General features: G+C 70.0%; 13 protein-coding genes. 12 read left to right on the top strand and 1 reads right to left on the bottom strand.

The features are described from left to right. The first annotated feature begins 55 nt into the window (after positions 1-55). From WC493_RS01740 to WC493_RS01685, 12 genes are all read left to right on the top strand, one after another. Positions 56-1,297, top strand: a complete 1,242-nt coding sequence (locus WC493_RS01740) for a serine protease (protein ID WP_373061875.1) — start codon at positions 56-58, stop codon at positions 1,295-1,297. Between the two features lie 9 nt (positions 1,298-1,306). Next, entirely contained in the window at positions 1,307-2,629 is a 1,323-nt protein-coding gene (locus WC493_RS01735) for a hypothetical protein (protein WP_373061873.1), read from the top strand. Positions 2,630-2,678: 49 nt separating this feature from the next. Further along, positions 2,679-5,648, top strand: coding sequence for a virulence factor SrfB (locus WC493_RS01730; RefSeq protein WP_373061871.1), 2,970 nt, complete (start codon positions 2,679-2,681; stop codon positions 5,646-5,648). 8 nt (positions 5,649-5,656) lie between these two features. Continuing rightward, positions 5,657-8,284 carry a virulence factor SrfC family protein gene (locus tag WC493_RS01725; protein ID WP_373061869.1) on the top strand — a complete coding sequence of 876 codons (2,628 nt, stop codon included), beginning with the start codon at positions 5,657-5,659 and terminating at the stop codon, positions 8,282-8,284. A gap of 9 nt (positions 8,285-8,293) precedes the next feature. Further along, on the top strand, positions 8,294-9,226 hold the full coding sequence (locus WC493_RS01720; RefSeq protein WP_373061867.1) for a hypothetical protein: 933 nt from the start codon (positions 8,294-8,296) through the stop codon (positions 9,224-9,226). Beyond that, positions 9,223-9,450: a hypothetical protein gene (locus tag WC493_RS01715; RefSeq protein WP_373061865.1), complete on the top strand. Its 228-nt coding sequence runs from the start codon at positions 9,223-9,225 to the stop codon at positions 9,448-9,450. Before WC493_RS01720 ends, WC493_RS01715 begins: the two co-directional genes overlap by 4 nt. Positions 9,451-9,461: 11 nt before the next feature. Next, a complete protein-coding gene (locus WC493_RS01710) occupies positions 9,462-11,399 on the top strand; it encodes a vWA domain-containing protein (RefSeq protein WP_373061863.1) in 1,938 nt (645 codons plus the stop codon). Continuing rightward, positions 11,399-12,115, top strand: coding sequence for an ABC transporter ATP-binding protein (locus tag WC493_RS01705; protein WP_373061861.1), 717 nt, complete (start codon positions 11,399-11,401; stop codon positions 12,113-12,115). Before WC493_RS01710 ends, WC493_RS01705 begins: the two co-directional genes overlap by 1 nt. Then, complete coding sequence (locus WC493_RS01700) at positions 12,109-13,302, top strand: ABC transporter permease (protein WP_373061859.1); 1,194 nt, start codon at positions 12,109-12,111, stop codon at positions 13,300-13,302. Before WC493_RS01705 ends, WC493_RS01700 begins: the two co-directional genes overlap by 7 nt. Then, positions 13,295-14,824 carry a formylglycine-generating enzyme family protein gene (locus tag WC493_RS01695; RefSeq protein WP_373061857.1) on the top strand — a complete coding sequence of 510 codons (1,530 nt, stop codon included), beginning with the start codon at positions 13,295-13,297 and terminating at the stop codon, positions 14,822-14,824. Before WC493_RS01700 ends, WC493_RS01695 begins: the two co-directional genes overlap by 8 nt. Before the next feature lie 61 nt (positions 14,825-14,885). Next, positions 14,886-15,629: a YMGG-like glycine zipper-containing protein gene (locus WC493_RS01690; RefSeq protein WP_373061855.1), complete on the top strand. Its 744-nt coding sequence runs from the start codon at positions 14,886-14,888 to the stop codon at positions 15,627-15,629. Between the two features lies 1 nt (position 15,630). Further along, entirely contained in the window at positions 15,631-16,131 is a 501-nt protein-coding gene (locus WC493_RS01685) for a hypothetical protein (protein WP_373061853.1), read from the top strand. A 203-nt stretch (positions 16,132-16,334) separates the two neighbouring features. On the opposite strand, the gene WC493_RS01680 is transcribed toward WC493_RS01685, so the two are convergent. After that, the gene (locus WC493_RS01680) at positions 16,335-16,583 is read right to left on the bottom strand and encodes a hypothetical protein (RefSeq protein WP_373061851.1); all 249 of its coding nucleotides are present in this window, start codon (positions 16,581-16,583) and stop codon (positions 16,335-16,337) included. Positions 16,584-16,587 lie beyond the last annotated feature (4 nt).

Genomic DNA, 16,587 nt, shown 5'->3' with positions numbered 1-16,587 from the left:
AGGGTGGAAGCCGCTCGTCCCGACTGCTGCCCGCGCCCAGCCGGGGTCATCGTCCATGTCAACGCCCAGCAATTCCGAACCCGCCGTTCCGCCGCCCGCCCGGGCGTCGCGCTGGTGGCTGGTGCCGGCGGGCGTCGGCGTCGCCCTGGTCTTCCTGGCGCTCGGCTTCTGGCTCGGCTGGGCCTTGCTGGCCGACAAGCTGAATGGCCTCGAGGGCCGTGCCAGCCTGATCGACGAGGCCCAGACCCGGCAGGCGATCGAGGCCCAGCGCCAGACCAACGACGCCCTGCAGAAGCGGATCGACGAGGCCAAAAAGGCGCTTCAGGGCAATGTCTGCACCATGGAGGATCCTTTCTCCGGCCTGCCGCCGCTGCCCGAGACCCAGGCGCCACCCGCCCAGGCCACGCCGACGCCGGAAGGTGGCCAAGCCTTCGAAGGGACCTTGCTCGACCTGATCGACGGTGCCGTCGTCCTGGTCCTGGCGCCGACCAACGACGGGGTCGAGATGGGCTCCGGCTTCTTCGTGGCGCCAGGCCTCGTGGTGACCAACGCCCATGTCGTCGCCGGTGCCGCCGGGCAAGTCTTTGCCACCTCGAAGCCTTTAGGCGGGGCGCACAGGGCGACCGTCGTCGCCTCCACCAATGCGACCAGTCCGGGCGAGGTCGATTTCGCCCTGCTCAGGGTCGACGGCGCGCCCACGACCATCCAGCCGCTCTCGCTGACCACCACGGTCGCCAAGTTGGACCATGTCGTCGCCGCCGGCTTCCCCGGCATCGTGATCGAGGGCGACCAGGCCTTTCAGCGCCTGATGGAACAGGGCGACGCCTCGGCCGTGCCGGAAATGGCGGTCACCAGCGGCGAGGTTTCGGTCATCCAGGAACTCCAGGGCGGGGTTCCGGTGGTGGTCCATACCGCCGGCATATCGCCCGGCAATTCGGGCGGTCCGCTCGTGGACCGCTGCGGCCGCGTGGTCGGCGTGAACACTTTCCTCCGGGTCGAAGCTTCGCAGGCGGTGCGGGTCAACTACGCCCTCTCGGCCAGCAAACTGGTCGAATTCCTCAAAGGACAGGGCATCGGCTTCCATGAGCTGACCGGCAAATGCGTGCCTGCCAACGCCCCGGCGACGCCGCCCGGTCAAGCCCCGCAGACCCCGCCCGGCCAGGGCGGCGCCGCGGCCCCCGCGACTCCGGCCCCCGCGACTCCGGCCCCCGCGACTCCGGCCCCCGCCGCGCCAGCTCCGGCTGCGCCGGCTCCCGCGCGACCGGCCAATCCGGCCGGTCCGTCGAGCGGCCAGTAACGCATCGCCATGACCAGCCAACTCGTCACCACGACACGGTCGACCGAGGTCCATGCCCTCGGCACCGGCGGCCAGCCGGTGACCCTGGCCTATGACCAGATCGCGCAATATCTGCGCCGCAACCTCACGCCCGACCATGCCGCCCTGCTGGCCGAGCCGAATTTCGACCCCGCCCGCGGCCAGATCGACTGGTATGCCGAAGGCAGCGGCAGCCCGCGCCGCCTGACCGAACTGCCGGAGGCCGAACGCCGCCCGCTGGAAGACCGGATCGGCCTGCTCTCGGGCGAAATCCGGACGCGGGGCGAAGCCCTCTCCGCCTCGCGCGACGGGGCGGAGCGGCTGATGGGCCAGATGCTGCTCTCGGCCCTCGAGATTCCGTCGCTCGACCATGTCTATGTGCTCGACGGCCGGCCGGTCTTGACTGCCTGGGGTAATGTCATGCAGGGGGAGGGGGCTGCACGGGGCGTGCTGACCCGCTTCCGCCGGGGCGTGATCCCACCCCCGCCGCCGCCCGAACTGCCGCCGCCGCCGGCCACCGTGGTCGCCATGGCGCCGCCGCCCCGGCGCTTTCCCTGGTGGCTCGCCATCCTCTTCGCCCTTCTTCTGCTGCTGGCCGGGCTCGCCTGGTGGTTCTGGCCGCGCATCCTGGCGCTCTTCGCCATTCCGGAGCCGGTCTGCGGCATCAATCCGAACGAGATTGCCCTGATCCAGGAGCGCGACGAAGCCAGCGCCCAGGAAGCGATCCTGCGCCGCGAGCTGGCCGACCTGGAGCGCCGCATCGCCGAAAAGCGCCTGGCCTGCCGGCCTCCTCCGCCCCCGCCGCCGCCCCCTCCACCACCACCGCCACCGCCGCCGCCACCGCCGCCGCCACCGCCGCCACCCGTGTCGCCGCCGCCACCACCACCGCCGCCGCCGTCGGTGAACGAGGACGATCGCCGTGTGCAGCGCGACGGCGGCCAGCGCGGCAAGATGCAGGTGATCCTGGCCTGGGACGATCCGAACGATGTCGACGTCCATGTCGTCTGCCCGAACGGCCAGCGCATCTATTGGGATCATGTGAGTGCCTGCGGCGGCGAGCTGGACATCGACCACAACCGCTACGACGACCGGGTGATCATGGACCCGGTCGAGAACATCGTCTGGGTCGACGATCCGCCACCGGGCCAATACCGGATCGAGGTGCAACTGCCGAAGGCGCGCGGCATTTCCCGCTCGCACTACCGCATCACGCTGCGCCGCGAGGGCCATCCGGACGAAGTCTTCGAAGGCACGGTCGACCAGGCGCGCAACCGGAACGACACGAAGATCGTTCACGTCTTCAACGTGCCGTGATGTACCGTGCTACAAGGGGTGGGCCGCAGGGTCCGATGGTTGCGAGAAGATGCTGAAACGCCTGACTACGTTCCGCCGCCTGGTGAGTCTGGTGCCGAGCAGCGGGCTCCAGTTCCTCGATTTCGGCTTCGACATCGATGCCCTGCCCAAGGTCACCCGCGCCTTCTGGGAAGAGCCGGTGGCCAATACGGTGACCGCCGAGGGCCAGCAGCAGGTCGTGCTGCGCGGCCTGCAATTCGACGAGACCAGGGGTGGCCTGGTCGACCCGCGCACCGGCCAGCTCGCCCCGTCGGACGACGTCTATGAACTGAACGGGCGAAAGGGCCTGGAACCCTTCCTCGGCCGCTGGGTGCCGCTGCCCTATCTCAAGGTCAAGGCCAAGGCGGGTGACGGGGCCGACATCTTCGACCAGGGGCCGAGCAATTGGGCGCGGCTCCGCGTCGTCGAACTCGCCGAACGGGACCGCGACGGTTTCAGCCACCGTGCGACGCTCGCCTTCGATACGGCGCTGGGCAACCGCCTGCCTGGCCGGCCCTATGTCATGCCGAGCCCGACCGACGCCACGGAGCAGCAGGAATTCGCCCTGGTCGCCGAGGACGACAAGAATGCCTGGTTCATGGAGGAAGCCTGGGTCGACCAGTGGCTCGACGAGAATTTCCGCGAGTTCAAGCAGGCCCAGCGCCCGAACCGCCCGCTGCGCGACGAGGATTTCCCCCATGCCTGCGAGCATTGGGCGCGCTATCTGACCTTGCTCGCCCTGATCGACGCAGCCGAGATCCTGCCCCGAGTCCGCCTGATCGACACGCTGTCCGAAGCGGGGCGCCATATTCCGGTCGAGGTCGACCTGGTGCTCGACATCGGAAATTCCAGGACCTGCGGCATCCTGATGGAATCCCATGCCGACGACCGCATGGACCTGAACGATTCCTATGTCCTCGAGCTGCGGGACCTGGGCCATCCCGAGCAGGCCTACGGCAAGCCGTTCGAGAGCCGGGTCGAATTCGCCCGGGCGAGCTTCGGCAAGGAGGCGGCCTCGCGCCGATCGGGCCGGGCCAATGCCTTCTGGTGGCCGAGCCCGGTCAGGATCGGGCCGGAAGCCATGCGGCTCGCCGGCGATGCCCTGGGCAACGAGGGGGCGACCGGCCTGTCCAGCCCCAAGCGTTACCTCTGGGATACCAGGGCGCTGGCCCAGGGCTGGCGTTTCAACGGCCTCGGCCCCGACGGCGTCACCACCGAACCGCCGGTCTCCGGCCCGATCATGGGCTTGATGACCGAAGAGGGCGAGGTGCTGCGCCAATTGCATGACGGCCGGGGCCAGCCGGCGGTCAGGGCCAAATTCTCCCGTTCGGCGATCTACAGCCTGATGCTGGCGGAAATCCTGTTCCAGGCGCTGGCCATGATCAACGCGCCGGAAATCCGCCTGGCCCGGCGCCACGGCGACGTGCCGCGCCGGCTGCGCCGGATCGTGCTGACCATGCCGCCGGCCATGCCGGTCGCGGAGCAGCGGATCATGCGCCGGAGGGCGGAAGCCGCGGTCAAGCTGGTGTGGGACCTGATGGCCCAGGCCGCGGCCGATGGCAGGCTGCCGCCGGAACCGGCCGTGGTGCTCAATCTCGACGAGGCTTCGGGGACCCAACTCGTCTATCTCTATACCGAGATCACGCAGAAGTTCCGCGGCGACTACGGCGCCTTCTTCGCCTTGAAGGGCAAGATCCGCGACGGTGAAGGTTACGGGGCGGAAGCCGCCTTGCGCATCGCCTCGATCGACATCGGCGGCGGCACCACGGACCTGATCGTCACGACCTATACGGTCGAGGGCCAACGGGCGATCAATCCGAACCAGAATTTCCGCGAAGGCTTCAAGCTCGCCGGTGACGACATCTTGGCCGCGGTGATCGAGCGTCACGTCCTGCCGGCGATCGGCGCCGGCCTGGCCGCTGCCGGTATCGCCGATCCTTCCGCCCTGCTGAAGAAGCTGTTCTCCGGCAATCGCGGTTCGGAGACCGAGTTGGAACGCCACCTGCGCCGGCAGTTCGTCGCCCAGGTGCTGGAGCCCGCCGGGCTCTCGCTGCTCCATGCCTACGAGCAGGGCGGGGCGGGGCCCCAAGTGGGCGTGGAGACGCGCCGGCTCGACCAGGTCTGGGATCGCGGCCTGCCACCGTCGGCCCGTGTGCTCGCCTTCTTCGCACGGGAAGCGGGGGATTACGGCGCGACCGGCTTCGACCTCGCCGCCGTGCCGGTGGAGATCGACCTCGCCGCGATCGAGGCGACCGCGCTCGGCGTCATCGGCCAGACTCTGGCCGACCTCGCCGAAGTGATCCACGCCTATGACTGCGACGTCCTCCTGCTCTCCGGCCGGCCGTCGCGCCTGCCGGCCGTGATCAAGGTGATGCTGGCCAAGCTTCCCGTGATGCCGGACCGGGTGGTGCCCATGCATCAGTATGCGGTCGGGAGCTGGTATCCTTTCCGCGACGTGAATGCCCGGATCGAGGACCCGAAGACCGCGGCCGCCGTGGGCGCCATGCTGTGCGGCCTGGCGGAAGGCCATCTCGAAGCCTTCCTGATGCGGACCTCCAAGCTCACCATGAAGTCGACCGCGCGCTTCTTCGGCGAGATGGAGATTTCCGGCCAGATCCGGCGCCGCAACGTCTTCCTGTCCGATCCGACCCTCGACAAGAAGACGGGCGAGGGCGGGGGCGAGACATTCGTGCTCGATTTCTACGCCCCGGTCTTCATCGGTTTCCGCCAGCTCGACCTCGAACGCTGGCCGGCGACGCCGCTCTATTTCCTGGAATTCGCCGGTACCGGCGGCGCCGCTGGCCTGGCACTGCCGCTCAAGGTGACGCTGGAGCGGGCCGAGGTCGATGTCGACCATCTGGAACGCTGGGAAGAATTCCGCATCACCGAGGTCGAGGATGCGGAAGGCAATCCGCGCCGCGGCCAGGTCGCACTTCGCCTGCAGACGCTGAAATCGGCGCAAGGCTATTGGCGCGACACCGGCGTGCTGAACGTAATGTGAGACGGGACATGAGCAGCGATCAGCAGGCCGAGAACGAGAAGCTGAAGGCGCTCGCCGCCCGCACGGCGGAAGTGGCGGGCGGCGCGCTCGACTGGTTCCAGGCCCATCCGGGCAAGCTCAAACAGGACGAGGCGGCGCTGCGCCGGGATTTCCGGCGTTACGCGACGGGCGCCCGCAAGCTCGCGGCGGCCGCGGTCCGGCCCATGTGCGTCTCGGTCTTCGGGCCGAGCCAGGCCGGCAAGTCCTATCTGATCTCGGCCTTGGCGCGGAAGGGCACCGACCGCCTGATGGCGGTGTTCGAAGACCGCACGCTCGATTTCGTCGCCGAACTCAATCCCGAAGGCGGGCAGGAGGCGACCGGCGTCGTCACCCGCTTCACCATGCGCCGCCAGGCGGGGCCGGCGGGCAAGCCGGTGGCGCTTCGCCTGCTGTCGCAGACCGATGTCGTGAAGATCATCGGCAATGCCTATTACTCGGACTTCAACCTCGAAGACGAGGAACCACCGGCGCCGCAGCAGTTGGGCGAACTCTTCGCCCGCCTGGAACCTCGCGCGTCCAGCACCGCGGCCGACCCGCTGACGGCCGACGACGTCTTCGACCTGCAGGAATATTTCGAGAAATATTTCAAGCCGCAGGCCGGCATCCGGGCGCTTTCGGCGAGCTTCTGGGCGCGCGCGGCCGATCTCGCCCCGCGCCTGTCGCTGGTCGATCGGGCCGAGCTGTTCGCCGCGATCTGGAATTTCATTCCCGAACTGACCAGGCTCTACCTCCGCCTTGCCCAGGGGCTCGAAAAGCTCGGCCATGCGGGCGAGGCCTGGGTCGGCATCGAGGCGCTGGTGCCGCGCGAAACCTCGATCATCGACGTGCGCACCCTGGGCGACCTCGGCAAGGAGGGGGCCGGTGAGACCCTGACCCTGGTGACGCGCGAGGGCCGCAAGGCCGATCTGGCCCGGGCCGAGGTGACCGCCCTGATCGCGGAACTGACCATCGTCATGCGCGACCAGCCCTGGCCCTTCTTCGATCACACCGATCTCCTGGACTTCCCGGGTGCGCGCAGCCGCGAGAATTTCCCGGACCCGCGCGGTTTCATCCGGCAAGTGGGCGCGCTCCGCTCTGTCTATCTCCGCGGCAAGGTCGCCTATCTGTTCGAGCGGTACTGCGCCGAGCGGGAGCTGACCGCCATGCTGCTCTGCATCGGCCCCTCCAACCAGGAGGTGCGCACGCTGCCCGCCATGGTGAAGGACTGGATCGACGCGACCCACGGCGCCACGCCGGAGGAACGCCAGCGCCAGGAGAACGCGCTCTTCCTCGTGCTGACCAAATTCGACCAGGAATTCGAGGAGAAGGCGGGTCAGGCCGCCTCGACCGAAGGACGCTGGACGATCCGCCTGAATGCCTCGCTGCTCGACTTCTTCGGCAAGGCGCATGATTGGCCGAAGGCCTGGACCCCGGGCAACGCCTTCGACAATACCTATTGGCTGCGCAACCCCAATTTCGTCGCCAAGCACATCCTGGATTACGACGCCGAGGGCAACGAGGTGGGCATCCGCGCTTCAGAAGCGGTGCGGATCGCCAATGCCAAGGCGGATTACCTGGCCAATGATGCCGTTCGCGGCCATTTCCGCGATGCCGAGAAGGCGTGGGACGAAGCCTTCCGCCTGAACGACGGCGGCATTTCCTATCTCGCCGCCTCGCTCGATCCCGTCTGCAACCCGGCGATCAAGCGGCGCCAGATCGAGGAACAGCTCAGGTCGCTTCGCCGCGCCATGGCGGAGCGCCTGGCGCGTTACTATGTCTCGGGCGATCTCTCGATCGAGCTCGAGAAGCGCCGCGCGGCGGCCAGGGCTTGCGGGCGGCGGCTGGTCGCCTGCGCGGGCGACCAGAAGTTCGGCGTCCTGCTGCGTGCCCTCCACGTCCGGCCGGAAGCCCTGGTCGACCTGTTCTACCGGGTCGAGGCGAACGACCCGGGCGAGAAGGAAGCGGTCGACGACGGTGGCACCGCGCTGGGCCGGCGGCCGGACGCCAAATCGATGATGGATGCGCTGTTCGGCGACGGCCCGGTTGCGGAGGCACCGGCACCGCTGCCCCAGCGCGCCCGCGACCAGGCGGAACGTTTCGCCGATGCCGCCCTGGAACATTGGATGGAACAGATCCACGCGCTCGCCGACAACGGCCCCTTGCGCGACGGCCTCGGCCTCGACGCGCAATCGGCCGCGACCCTGGCGGAAGAACTCGGCATCGGTGCCCGCCGCCTCGATCTCGCGGAGCGGATCGCGGCCGACGTGCGGCGCATCGCCTCCTACCGCGCCAAGATGGGCGAGGCGGCGGCCAAGCCCGTCGCGGTCGCCGAGACGGCGATCAATTCCTATGTGAACCGGCTGGGTTACGATCGCCAGCCGCTGGCGGCGCGGCCGGTCAACCGGTCCAGCGGCAAGGCGATCTTCACGCCGCCGCCGCCCGCCGGGCCTTACCCGAAGCTGGCGGAAGAACCGGCGGCTTACGACCAAGCCTTCTATGTCGACTGGATCACCGGCTTCTTCGCCTTCACCGACGACAATGTCTCCTTCAAGGATGGCGAGGCGGTGGACGTCGAGGCCAATGCCCGCCTGGGCGGCCTTATCCAGGCGCTGGACTGAGGAGGCGAGATGCCGGTCATCCGCATCGTCGAGGACAAGGCCCAGGTCGACGGCGGCCATGCCATCGTCGTCGTGCAGGGCGTCGAGCAATACCGGGGCGACGGCACGCTGGCGATCCGCCGGCTCGGCTACGAGGCGGCCAATCTGTCGCCCGAAGGCTGGCGCGTGCCCGATGCCCGGCTGACCGCGGAACGCTATGAGATCCGGGACGGCGCCCTGCATCTCTACCTCGGTCCCGACGTCACCGAATTCCTGACCTCGGACGATCACGTCTCGATCGAGGTGAATGGCGTTCCGGGCAGCGCCACCGTGGCCTGGCCGCCGATCACGCCCCATTACGGCGGCCGCACCCAGTTTCGCCGGGTCGCCCAGCGCCCCGTGCCGCCCCCACCGCCGCCCCCACAGGCGCCGCCGCCGGCACCCGTGCCGGACGAGGAACCGACCGTCTTCGTGCCCTTGCCGCCGCCTCCGCCACCGCCCGAACCGCCGAAGGAAGAGGAGGCGGTCCGGCCGGAGCGCATGGTCGATGTGATCGACAAGCCGAAGGCGATGAACCTCGGCTGGCTCGGGCCGGCACTGTGGTGCCTGCTGTCGCTGGCGATCGGTGCTGCGGCCTATGCCAACCGGCCGCACGAGGAGGTGGCGGGGACCGTGCCGCCGGTCGCCGCCCTGCCCGAGACGCCGAGCCTGCCCCCTGCATTGCCGGAGCCCCCCGGAACACCGCCCGCGGTGCCGCCGGTCGGCGAGCTGCCGTCGCCCGGCAACCCGCCGCCATTGTCCCCGCCGCCGCCCGAGGACCAATCGATCCAGGCGATCGTGCGCGCCGCCGGCAGCGCCCAGGAGATTTTCGACTGGGCGCAGAAGTTCCGCGCCCGGGGCGATTACCAGGGCATGTTGCTGCTGCTCGAAAACGCGGCGGAGCGGGCAGCGTCGCGGCGATGATGGAGATCGCCCGGCTCTACGATCCCGCCACCTTCATCGCGGGCCAGCCCTTCTCGAAGGCCAATCCGGCCCAGGCGGCGAAATTCTACCGCAAGGCGGAAGCCGCGGGCTCGGCCGAGGCGGGGCCGGCGCTCGCCGCCCTGAAGAAGCGGCTCGACGCCCTGGCGGCCCAGGGTGACGCCGACGCCAAGGCCGCCCTGGCGACCTATTGGCCCGGGCAATAGGAGGGGTTTCGATGCGGCGGCTGCTGTTCCTGCTCTGCGCCTGCCTGGCCCTGGCCGGCGGCCTGGCGCCCGCCTTCGCCCGCCAGCCCCTGCTGATCGAGGGCAAGAAGACCCTGTTCCAGCGCGTGCTGAGCAGGCCTGGCGCCCAATTGGTGGCCGATCCCATGGCGGGCAGCGGCAAGCCGGTGCCGGCCTTCAGCGTCTTCTACGTCTATGGCCGGCAGAACGCGGGCGGCACCGCTTACGTCGAGGTCGGGCGCGATACCAGGGGCACGGTCGCCGGCTTCATCCGGGCCGACCAGGCGATCGACTGGAAGCAGAGCCTGACCGTCGCCTTCGCCAGTCCCGCCGCGCGGGAACGGGTGCTGTTCCTCAAGGATCGGGACGCCATCGCCAAGCTCATGTCCTCGCCCCGCCGCGCGGCCGAGGCAACCGAGTTGCGCAATGCTGCGATCGGCGACCGCCTGCCGGCGGATAGCCCGGTGCTGGCGATCGAACCGCCGACCTATGTCGACATCGCCAAGCAATTCTACCTGCTGCCCATCCTGCAGGCGGATTCGGTGCTGACCGACGACGGTTTCGCCGCCCGCCTGCTCGAAGTCGCCTCGGTGCCGGCGGCGGGGGCCACGCCGCCGCCGGCCACCGCGCCGCCGGCCGATCCCGCCGCGGCGCTTGCCGCCTTCAAGGTCGGCATTACCGTGGTGATCGACAATTCGACCTCGATGCAGCCCCATATCGAGCGGACGCGCGAGGCGGTGCGCCGGATCTACGACAAGATCAAGGGCACGCCCTTCGCCGACAGCGTCCGTTTCGGCGTCGTCGGCTTCCGCGACAATGCCAAGGTGACGCCCGCCCTGGCCTATGTTTCGCGCGTCTTTTCGCCCCTCTCGGTCGACCGCAAGCCGGAGGAGACGCTGGCGGCGCTCGACCAGATGAAGGCAGCCGACGTCTCCAGCCCGAATTTCTACGAAGACAGTTTCGCCGGCATCAAGACGGCGATCGACGGCATGGATTGGGCGCCCTTCGGCGGGCGCTACGTCGTGCTGATCACCGATGCCGGCAGCCGGGCGGCCAACGACCCCCTGAGCGAGACACGCCTCGGCCCCGAGCAGTTGAACCAGCTCGCCCGGACCAAGGGGATCGCCATCTTCGCCCTTCACCTGTTGACCCCGCCCGGGGTGAACGACCACGCCAGGGCCAAGGCGCAATATGTCGAGCTGACCCGCTTCCCGGGCGCCGGCAGCCTCTATTTCCCGGTGCCCGGCGGCACCGCCGACGCCCTCGGCCAGACCGTCGACCGCCTGGTCGACGCCCTGGTCGCCCAGGCCCAGGCCACGGTCGCCGCCGCCACGCCGGCACCGGCACCGGCCCCCGCTGCGGCGGCAACCCCGACGATCGAGGAACAGAGCGCCATCGTCGGCTATGCCATGCGGCTCGCCTATCTCGGGCGGACGCAGGGCACCCGGGCGCCGGACGTGTTCAAGGCCTGGACCTCGGACCGCGACACCACGAGGCCCAATATTCCGGCGCTCGACGTTCGCGTGCTCCTGACCAAGAACCAGCTCTCCGACCTCGCGACGGCGCTCAGGCTGATTCTCGACAAGGGCGAGCAGAGCCGGCTGTCGCCCCAGGATTTCTTTGCCGAACTCCGCTCCGCCGCCGCCGCCACGGCGCGCGACCCTTCCCAGGTGCGCCAGGTCGGCAATCTGGGCGACCTGCTCGGCGAATATCTCCAGGACTTGCCCTACAAGAGCCAGGTGCTCGGCCTCGGCGAATCCGAATGGCTCGCCATGGGGCCGTCGGCCCAGCGCGAGATCCTCGATACGATCGAAGCGAAGCTCCGCCTCTATGCCGAATTCGACGCGACGCCGGCTCTCTGGGTCTCCTTCGGCGAGGGCCAGGCGGCGGGCGATTCCTATTTCCCCGTGCCCTTGGAGGCGCTGCCCTGATGGCCGTGATCGAGGTCGAAGACCTCGCCTATGGCTGGCAGGGGGAGGGCGGTACCTACCGCGTCGAGGTGGCGGCCCTGTCGATCGCACCGGACAGCCGGATCGTGCTGACCGGGCCTTCCGGTTCGGGCAAAAGCACGTTGATCGACGTCCTCGCCCTGGCGCTGGCGCCTTCTGTGGCGCGCCGCTTCACCCTGAACATGGACGGCACGCCGGTCGACCTCGCCCGCCTGTGGCAGCGCGGCGGCCGGGGGCGGGAGGCGCTGGCCCGGCTGCGCGCCCGCCTGATCGGCTATGTGCCGCAGACCGGCGGCCTGCTGCCCTATCTCTCGGTCGAAGGCAATATCGCGCTGACCCAGCGCCTGTCCGGCCGGCCGGACCGGGCGCGGATCGCGGACTTGGCGCAAAGGCTCGAAATCGCCGACCTGCTGCCCCGGATGCCGGAGAGCCTGTCGGTCGGCCAGCGCCAGCGCGTCGCCATCGCCCGGGCGCTCGCCCATCGCCCGCTGCTCGTGCTCGCCGACGAACCCACCGCCTCGGTCGATCCGGTGCGCGCGGCGGCGATCCTCGACCTCCTGTTCGAGGCTTCCGCCGGTTCCGCCCTGGTGATCGCCAGCCATGATGCCGACGGTCTGGCCGGGCGGGCCCCCTTGCGCCTGTCGCCCCGGATCACGACGGGGGCGGGGGGCACCACCGCGGTCTTCGTGCCATGCTGAGCCTTCGCCTGGCGCTCGCCGACCTCTGGCACGAGCGGGGCCTCGCCGCCTGTTTCATGGTGGCGCTGGCGGCGATCATGGCGCCGCTCCTGGTCCTGCTCGGTCTCAAGACCGGGGTGGTCGATACGTTGCGCGGCCAGTTGCTGCAGGACCCGCGGATGCGGGAAGTCTCCTCCCTCGGCAATCGGACGCTGGAAGCAAGTGAGATCGAGGCGCTCGGCCGGCTGCCCGGCGTCGTCTTCATCGTCGGCCGCACCCGGCAATTGGCCGCCACCGCGACGCTCGCCCGGGCGGACGGTAGCGGCGCCTTGACCGCCGAACTGGTGCCGAGCGGGCCGGGCGATCCCCTGATCGCCCCCGTGGCGGCACCGGCGGGCGACGACCAGCTCGTCCTGGCGGCGCCGACGGCGGAACATCTGGGCCTCGCCGCGGGCGACAAGATCCGCCTCGCCGTGCAGCGCCGCCTGGGCGAGACGGTGGAGGGCAAGAGCCTGACTCTGACGGTCGCCGGCATCGCGCCGCTGTCCGCCTTCGGGCGGGACGGCGCCTTCGTCTCCCTGCCGCTGCTGGCGGCGCTGGAAGACTACCGGGACGGCCGGCCGGTGCCGCGATTCGGCTGGGACGGGCCGAATACGCTGGCGATCCGGGCCTATGCCGGGTTCCGCGCGGTCGCCGCAGACCTGGAAGCGGTGGCGACGGTGGCCGCCGCCTTCGAGGCCCGGGGCTATACGGTGACCACGCGGGCGGACGAGATCGAAACCGTGCTCCGCCTCGACCGCAATCTGACCGCGATCTTCCTCATCGTCGCGGTGATCGGCGGGGCCGGTTTCGCCGTCTCGCTCGGCGCCAGCCTGATCGGCCATGTCGCGCGGAAGCGGGGCGAATTGGCGCTACTCCGCCTCATGGGGCTGTCGCTCCGGGGCATGGCGGGATATCCGCTGTTCCAGGGCTTGGCCATCGCGCTCGCCGGCAGCGCCCTTGCCGTCGGCACCTTCTTCGGCGGGGCGGCGGTGATCAATGCGCGCTTTTCGGCCGGGCTGCCGGGGGGCGAGGATCTGTGCCGGCTCGGGCCCGAACAGCTGGCGGCGGTGGCCGGCTTCGCCGTGCTGGTGGCCCTGGTGTCGGCCGGGGCGGCGGGCATCGCGGCGGCGCGAGTCGAACCGGGGGAGGGGATGCGCCATGGCTAGAGCCTTCGGAATCCTGCTCGCGCTCCTGCTGCTGCCGGCGCCTGCCTTCGCCGCGGATTGGGACGCCAAATATTGGAACCCGCAGGCGGCGGGGGACGACGTCGTGCTGCCCATGCCCTGCGGCGGCGCCATGGCCTTCCGTGTGGTCGAGACGCCGGCCGGCGATGCCGCGGCGGGGCCGCTGGACGACCGCCAGGTGACGCTCGGGCTGAGCGATCCCGAGACGGATTATGTCGAGCACAGCCGGAAGGACTATCTCGCCGGCGGCCTCGTCGACGGCAAGGGCAGGCGGCGCTTCCTGATCGGCAAATACGAGGTCACGGCCGATCAATTTGCCGCCGTCACCAGCGGCCAATGCCCGGCGCCCTCGATGCAGGGGCGCCTGCCGGCAGTCAATCTCTCCTGGTTCGACGGTGTCGGCTTTACCGAGAAATACACCGAATGGCTGCTCGCCAATGCCAAGGGCAGCCTGCCCAAGCAGGGCGACACCACGGCCTTCCTGCGCCTGCCGACCGAGGCCGAATGGGAATTCGCGGCCAGGGGCGGGGCCGCCGTTTCCGAGGCCGATTTCCGCGCCCGCACCTTCCCGATGCCGGAAGGCGCCGCCGCCTATGCCTGGATCGACGGGCCGGCCTCGGCCGACGGGCAGTTGCACCCGGTCGGCCTGCTGAAGCCCAATCCGCTCGGCCTCTATGACGTGCTGGGCAATGCCGCGGAATGGGTGCTGGAGCCCTATCGCCTGGTCCGGGTCGCGCGGCTGCATGGCCAGGCCGGCGGGCAGATCGCCAGGGGCGGCGATTTCCGCACGGCGGAGGGGCGGTTGCGTTCCTCGCTCCGGCTCGAGATCCCGCCCTATGACGCCGCCACCGGCAAGGCGACGCGGCTGCCCAGCGTGGGCTTCCGTCTGGTCGTTTCGGCTCCCGTCTCGGTCAGCCAGTCGCGCATCCAGGCGCTCCGCGATGCCTTCGTGGCGATCCAGCGTGGCCGGGCGGGGGAGACCGATCCGGTCGCCCTGCTGCGCCGCCTTTCCGACGACGCGACCGACCCCGACATGCGGCGCGCCGTCGAGACGATCGCCGATGCCTTGGGGGCCGAACGCGCGGCGCGGGACGAGGCGGAGACGCGTTCGGCCAAATCGACCATCTATGCCGCCGCGGCCATGATCCGCTCGATCCGCGACCTCGACCGCCGCCTGGCGCCGGTGAAGGCGCGCTGGGAACTGGCGGAACGGAGCCGGGCCGGCAACCCGGCCGATGCCGACGAATGGAAGACTCTCTACGAAACGACGCAGCAGGCGCTCGACATCTCGAAACGGGCCTATCGTGATATCCTGGTGCAAACGGCGGACGATGCCGACGCCGCCCGCCTGGCCAAGGCGCTGGGCGTGGCGACGGCGGAATTCGAGGCCCAGGGGCTTGCCAGCTTCAGCCGTTTCGCCAAGCTCTTTGTGGCTCAAGTCACTGACTATGCCGCGCACCCGTCGCAGAATGACGACCGTTGGTATCGTCAGTTGTTGGAATAGGGCGGAACCCGGCCGCGGCCCGGCCGTTGGTTCCACGGGCTATTGGATCTGGGAGGTCGGCATGGTTCGGCGGCGTTCGCGCCATATGGTTCGTCTGGGCGGCACGCTCGCGCTGGCGGCGGCGCTCGGACTCGCGGGCTGCGCTTCCGGCGGGCGCTATGGCGGCGATCCTTACGGCGGTGGCTATTACGACCAGTCCTTGACCCCGGCCCAATCGGCCCTGCGGTCGCAGACCGATCGCTTCAACGAAACGGTGGGCACCGGCGCCGTCGCTGGTGCGCTGCTCGGCGCCCTGATCGGCGCGGCGGCCGACCCGCATCATGCGGGTCGTGGGGCGGCCATCGGCGCGGTCGCCGGCGGCTTGGTCGGCGGTGCCTCCGGCTATTACATCGCCAGCCAGAACGAGCAATATGCGAGCCGGGAGCAGGCGCTGGACGCGCGCATCCAGGCGGCCCAGAACGAAGCCCAGTCCTACCGCCAGATCGCCCAGTCCTCGGCCCGGGTGGCGGCCGAGAACCGCCAGCGCATCGCCGAGCTGGAGCAGCAGTACCGCCGCGGCCAGATCAGCGCCAAGGATTTCGCGGCCCGCACCGAAGTGATGAACGAAGACCTGCAACGCATGGACGAGGCGCTCTCCAACGCCAACGACGTGCGCCAGAAGATGGGCCAGGACGCCGCCTATGCCGGGCCGCAAGGCCGTTCCATGCTGGGCCAAGCCAATGCCGACATCGGCCGTTCCCAGGCCGAGATCGCGCGCAGCCGCGACGAGCTGGCGCGCGCCCTGGCGGCGGTGCCGGATGCCTAGGATGAACTATTGGCCGCTGCTGGCCGGCGCCATGCTGCTCGGCGCCTGTGCCCGCGATCCCAATCCGGCCTCGGCCGGCTATTTCTCCGGCCTCGGCAATGTCCTCGACGGCACTTACGACCAGCGCGTGGCCGAACGCCAGGCCGATGCCGCCAGGGCCGAGCAGATGGCGCAGGAGATGCAGGCCCGCGCCGCCCAGTCCCGCTCGGAGGCGGCGGTGACCAGCGCCCAGGTCGATGCCCTCCGTGCCCGGAACGCCAAGCAGAAGGCCGAGCTGAACCGGCTCCAGGCCGCCTATGAACGGGCGCGCCAGAACCGCAACGCCAGGGCCGCCGAACTCGACGCCGCCCAGGCCCAGCTCGACGCCGCGCGCCGCCGCCAGCGGGAGCTGGAACAGCATCCGCCGGCCGATCCCGCCGAACGCGCCCGCCAGCAGGCGGAATTGGACCAGCAATTGAAGGCGCTGGACGACCTGATCCTGCATTCGACCCGGGCCGAGTGATTCCGGGCGTCTTCTGGCGGTCGCCTTGTGCCTCTGGGCCGGTACGGCGATCGCGGAACAGAAAGTCTGTCCGATGGGCGGCTTCGGCACCGAGCCCGGCCCGATGGACGCCATTCCGCCAGCCGTGCGGTGACACGTAAGGCACCGCGAATCGAAAAGGCCCGCCGGTTTCCCGGCGGGCCTTTCCCTGAAGGCGTCGGCTGTTACGCCGCGCGAGCCTGCGGGTCGGCGCCGCCGAAGGCGCGGGCGCCGCGGTTCAGGCGGAACAGGCGCTCCGGCGTGTCGCTCGACACGCGGCCGTCGTCGAGGCGGTAGACCACGACATGGGCGACACGGCCGGCGTTACGCCCCTGCAGGGTGGCGAAATCGATCACGGTGCCCATCTGCTCGCCCCAGAGACCCGGAACGGTGATGCGCTCGCCGACCCGGAAACCCCAATGTTCGTTGATCATCGTT

The sequence above is a fragment of the Zavarzinia sp. genome, from assembly GCF_041650655.1.
Classification (GTDB): Bacteria; Pseudomonadota; Alphaproteobacteria; order Zavarziniales; family Zavarziniaceae; genus Zavarzinia.
This window is presented reverse-complemented; position numbering and strand designations above follow the sequence as displayed.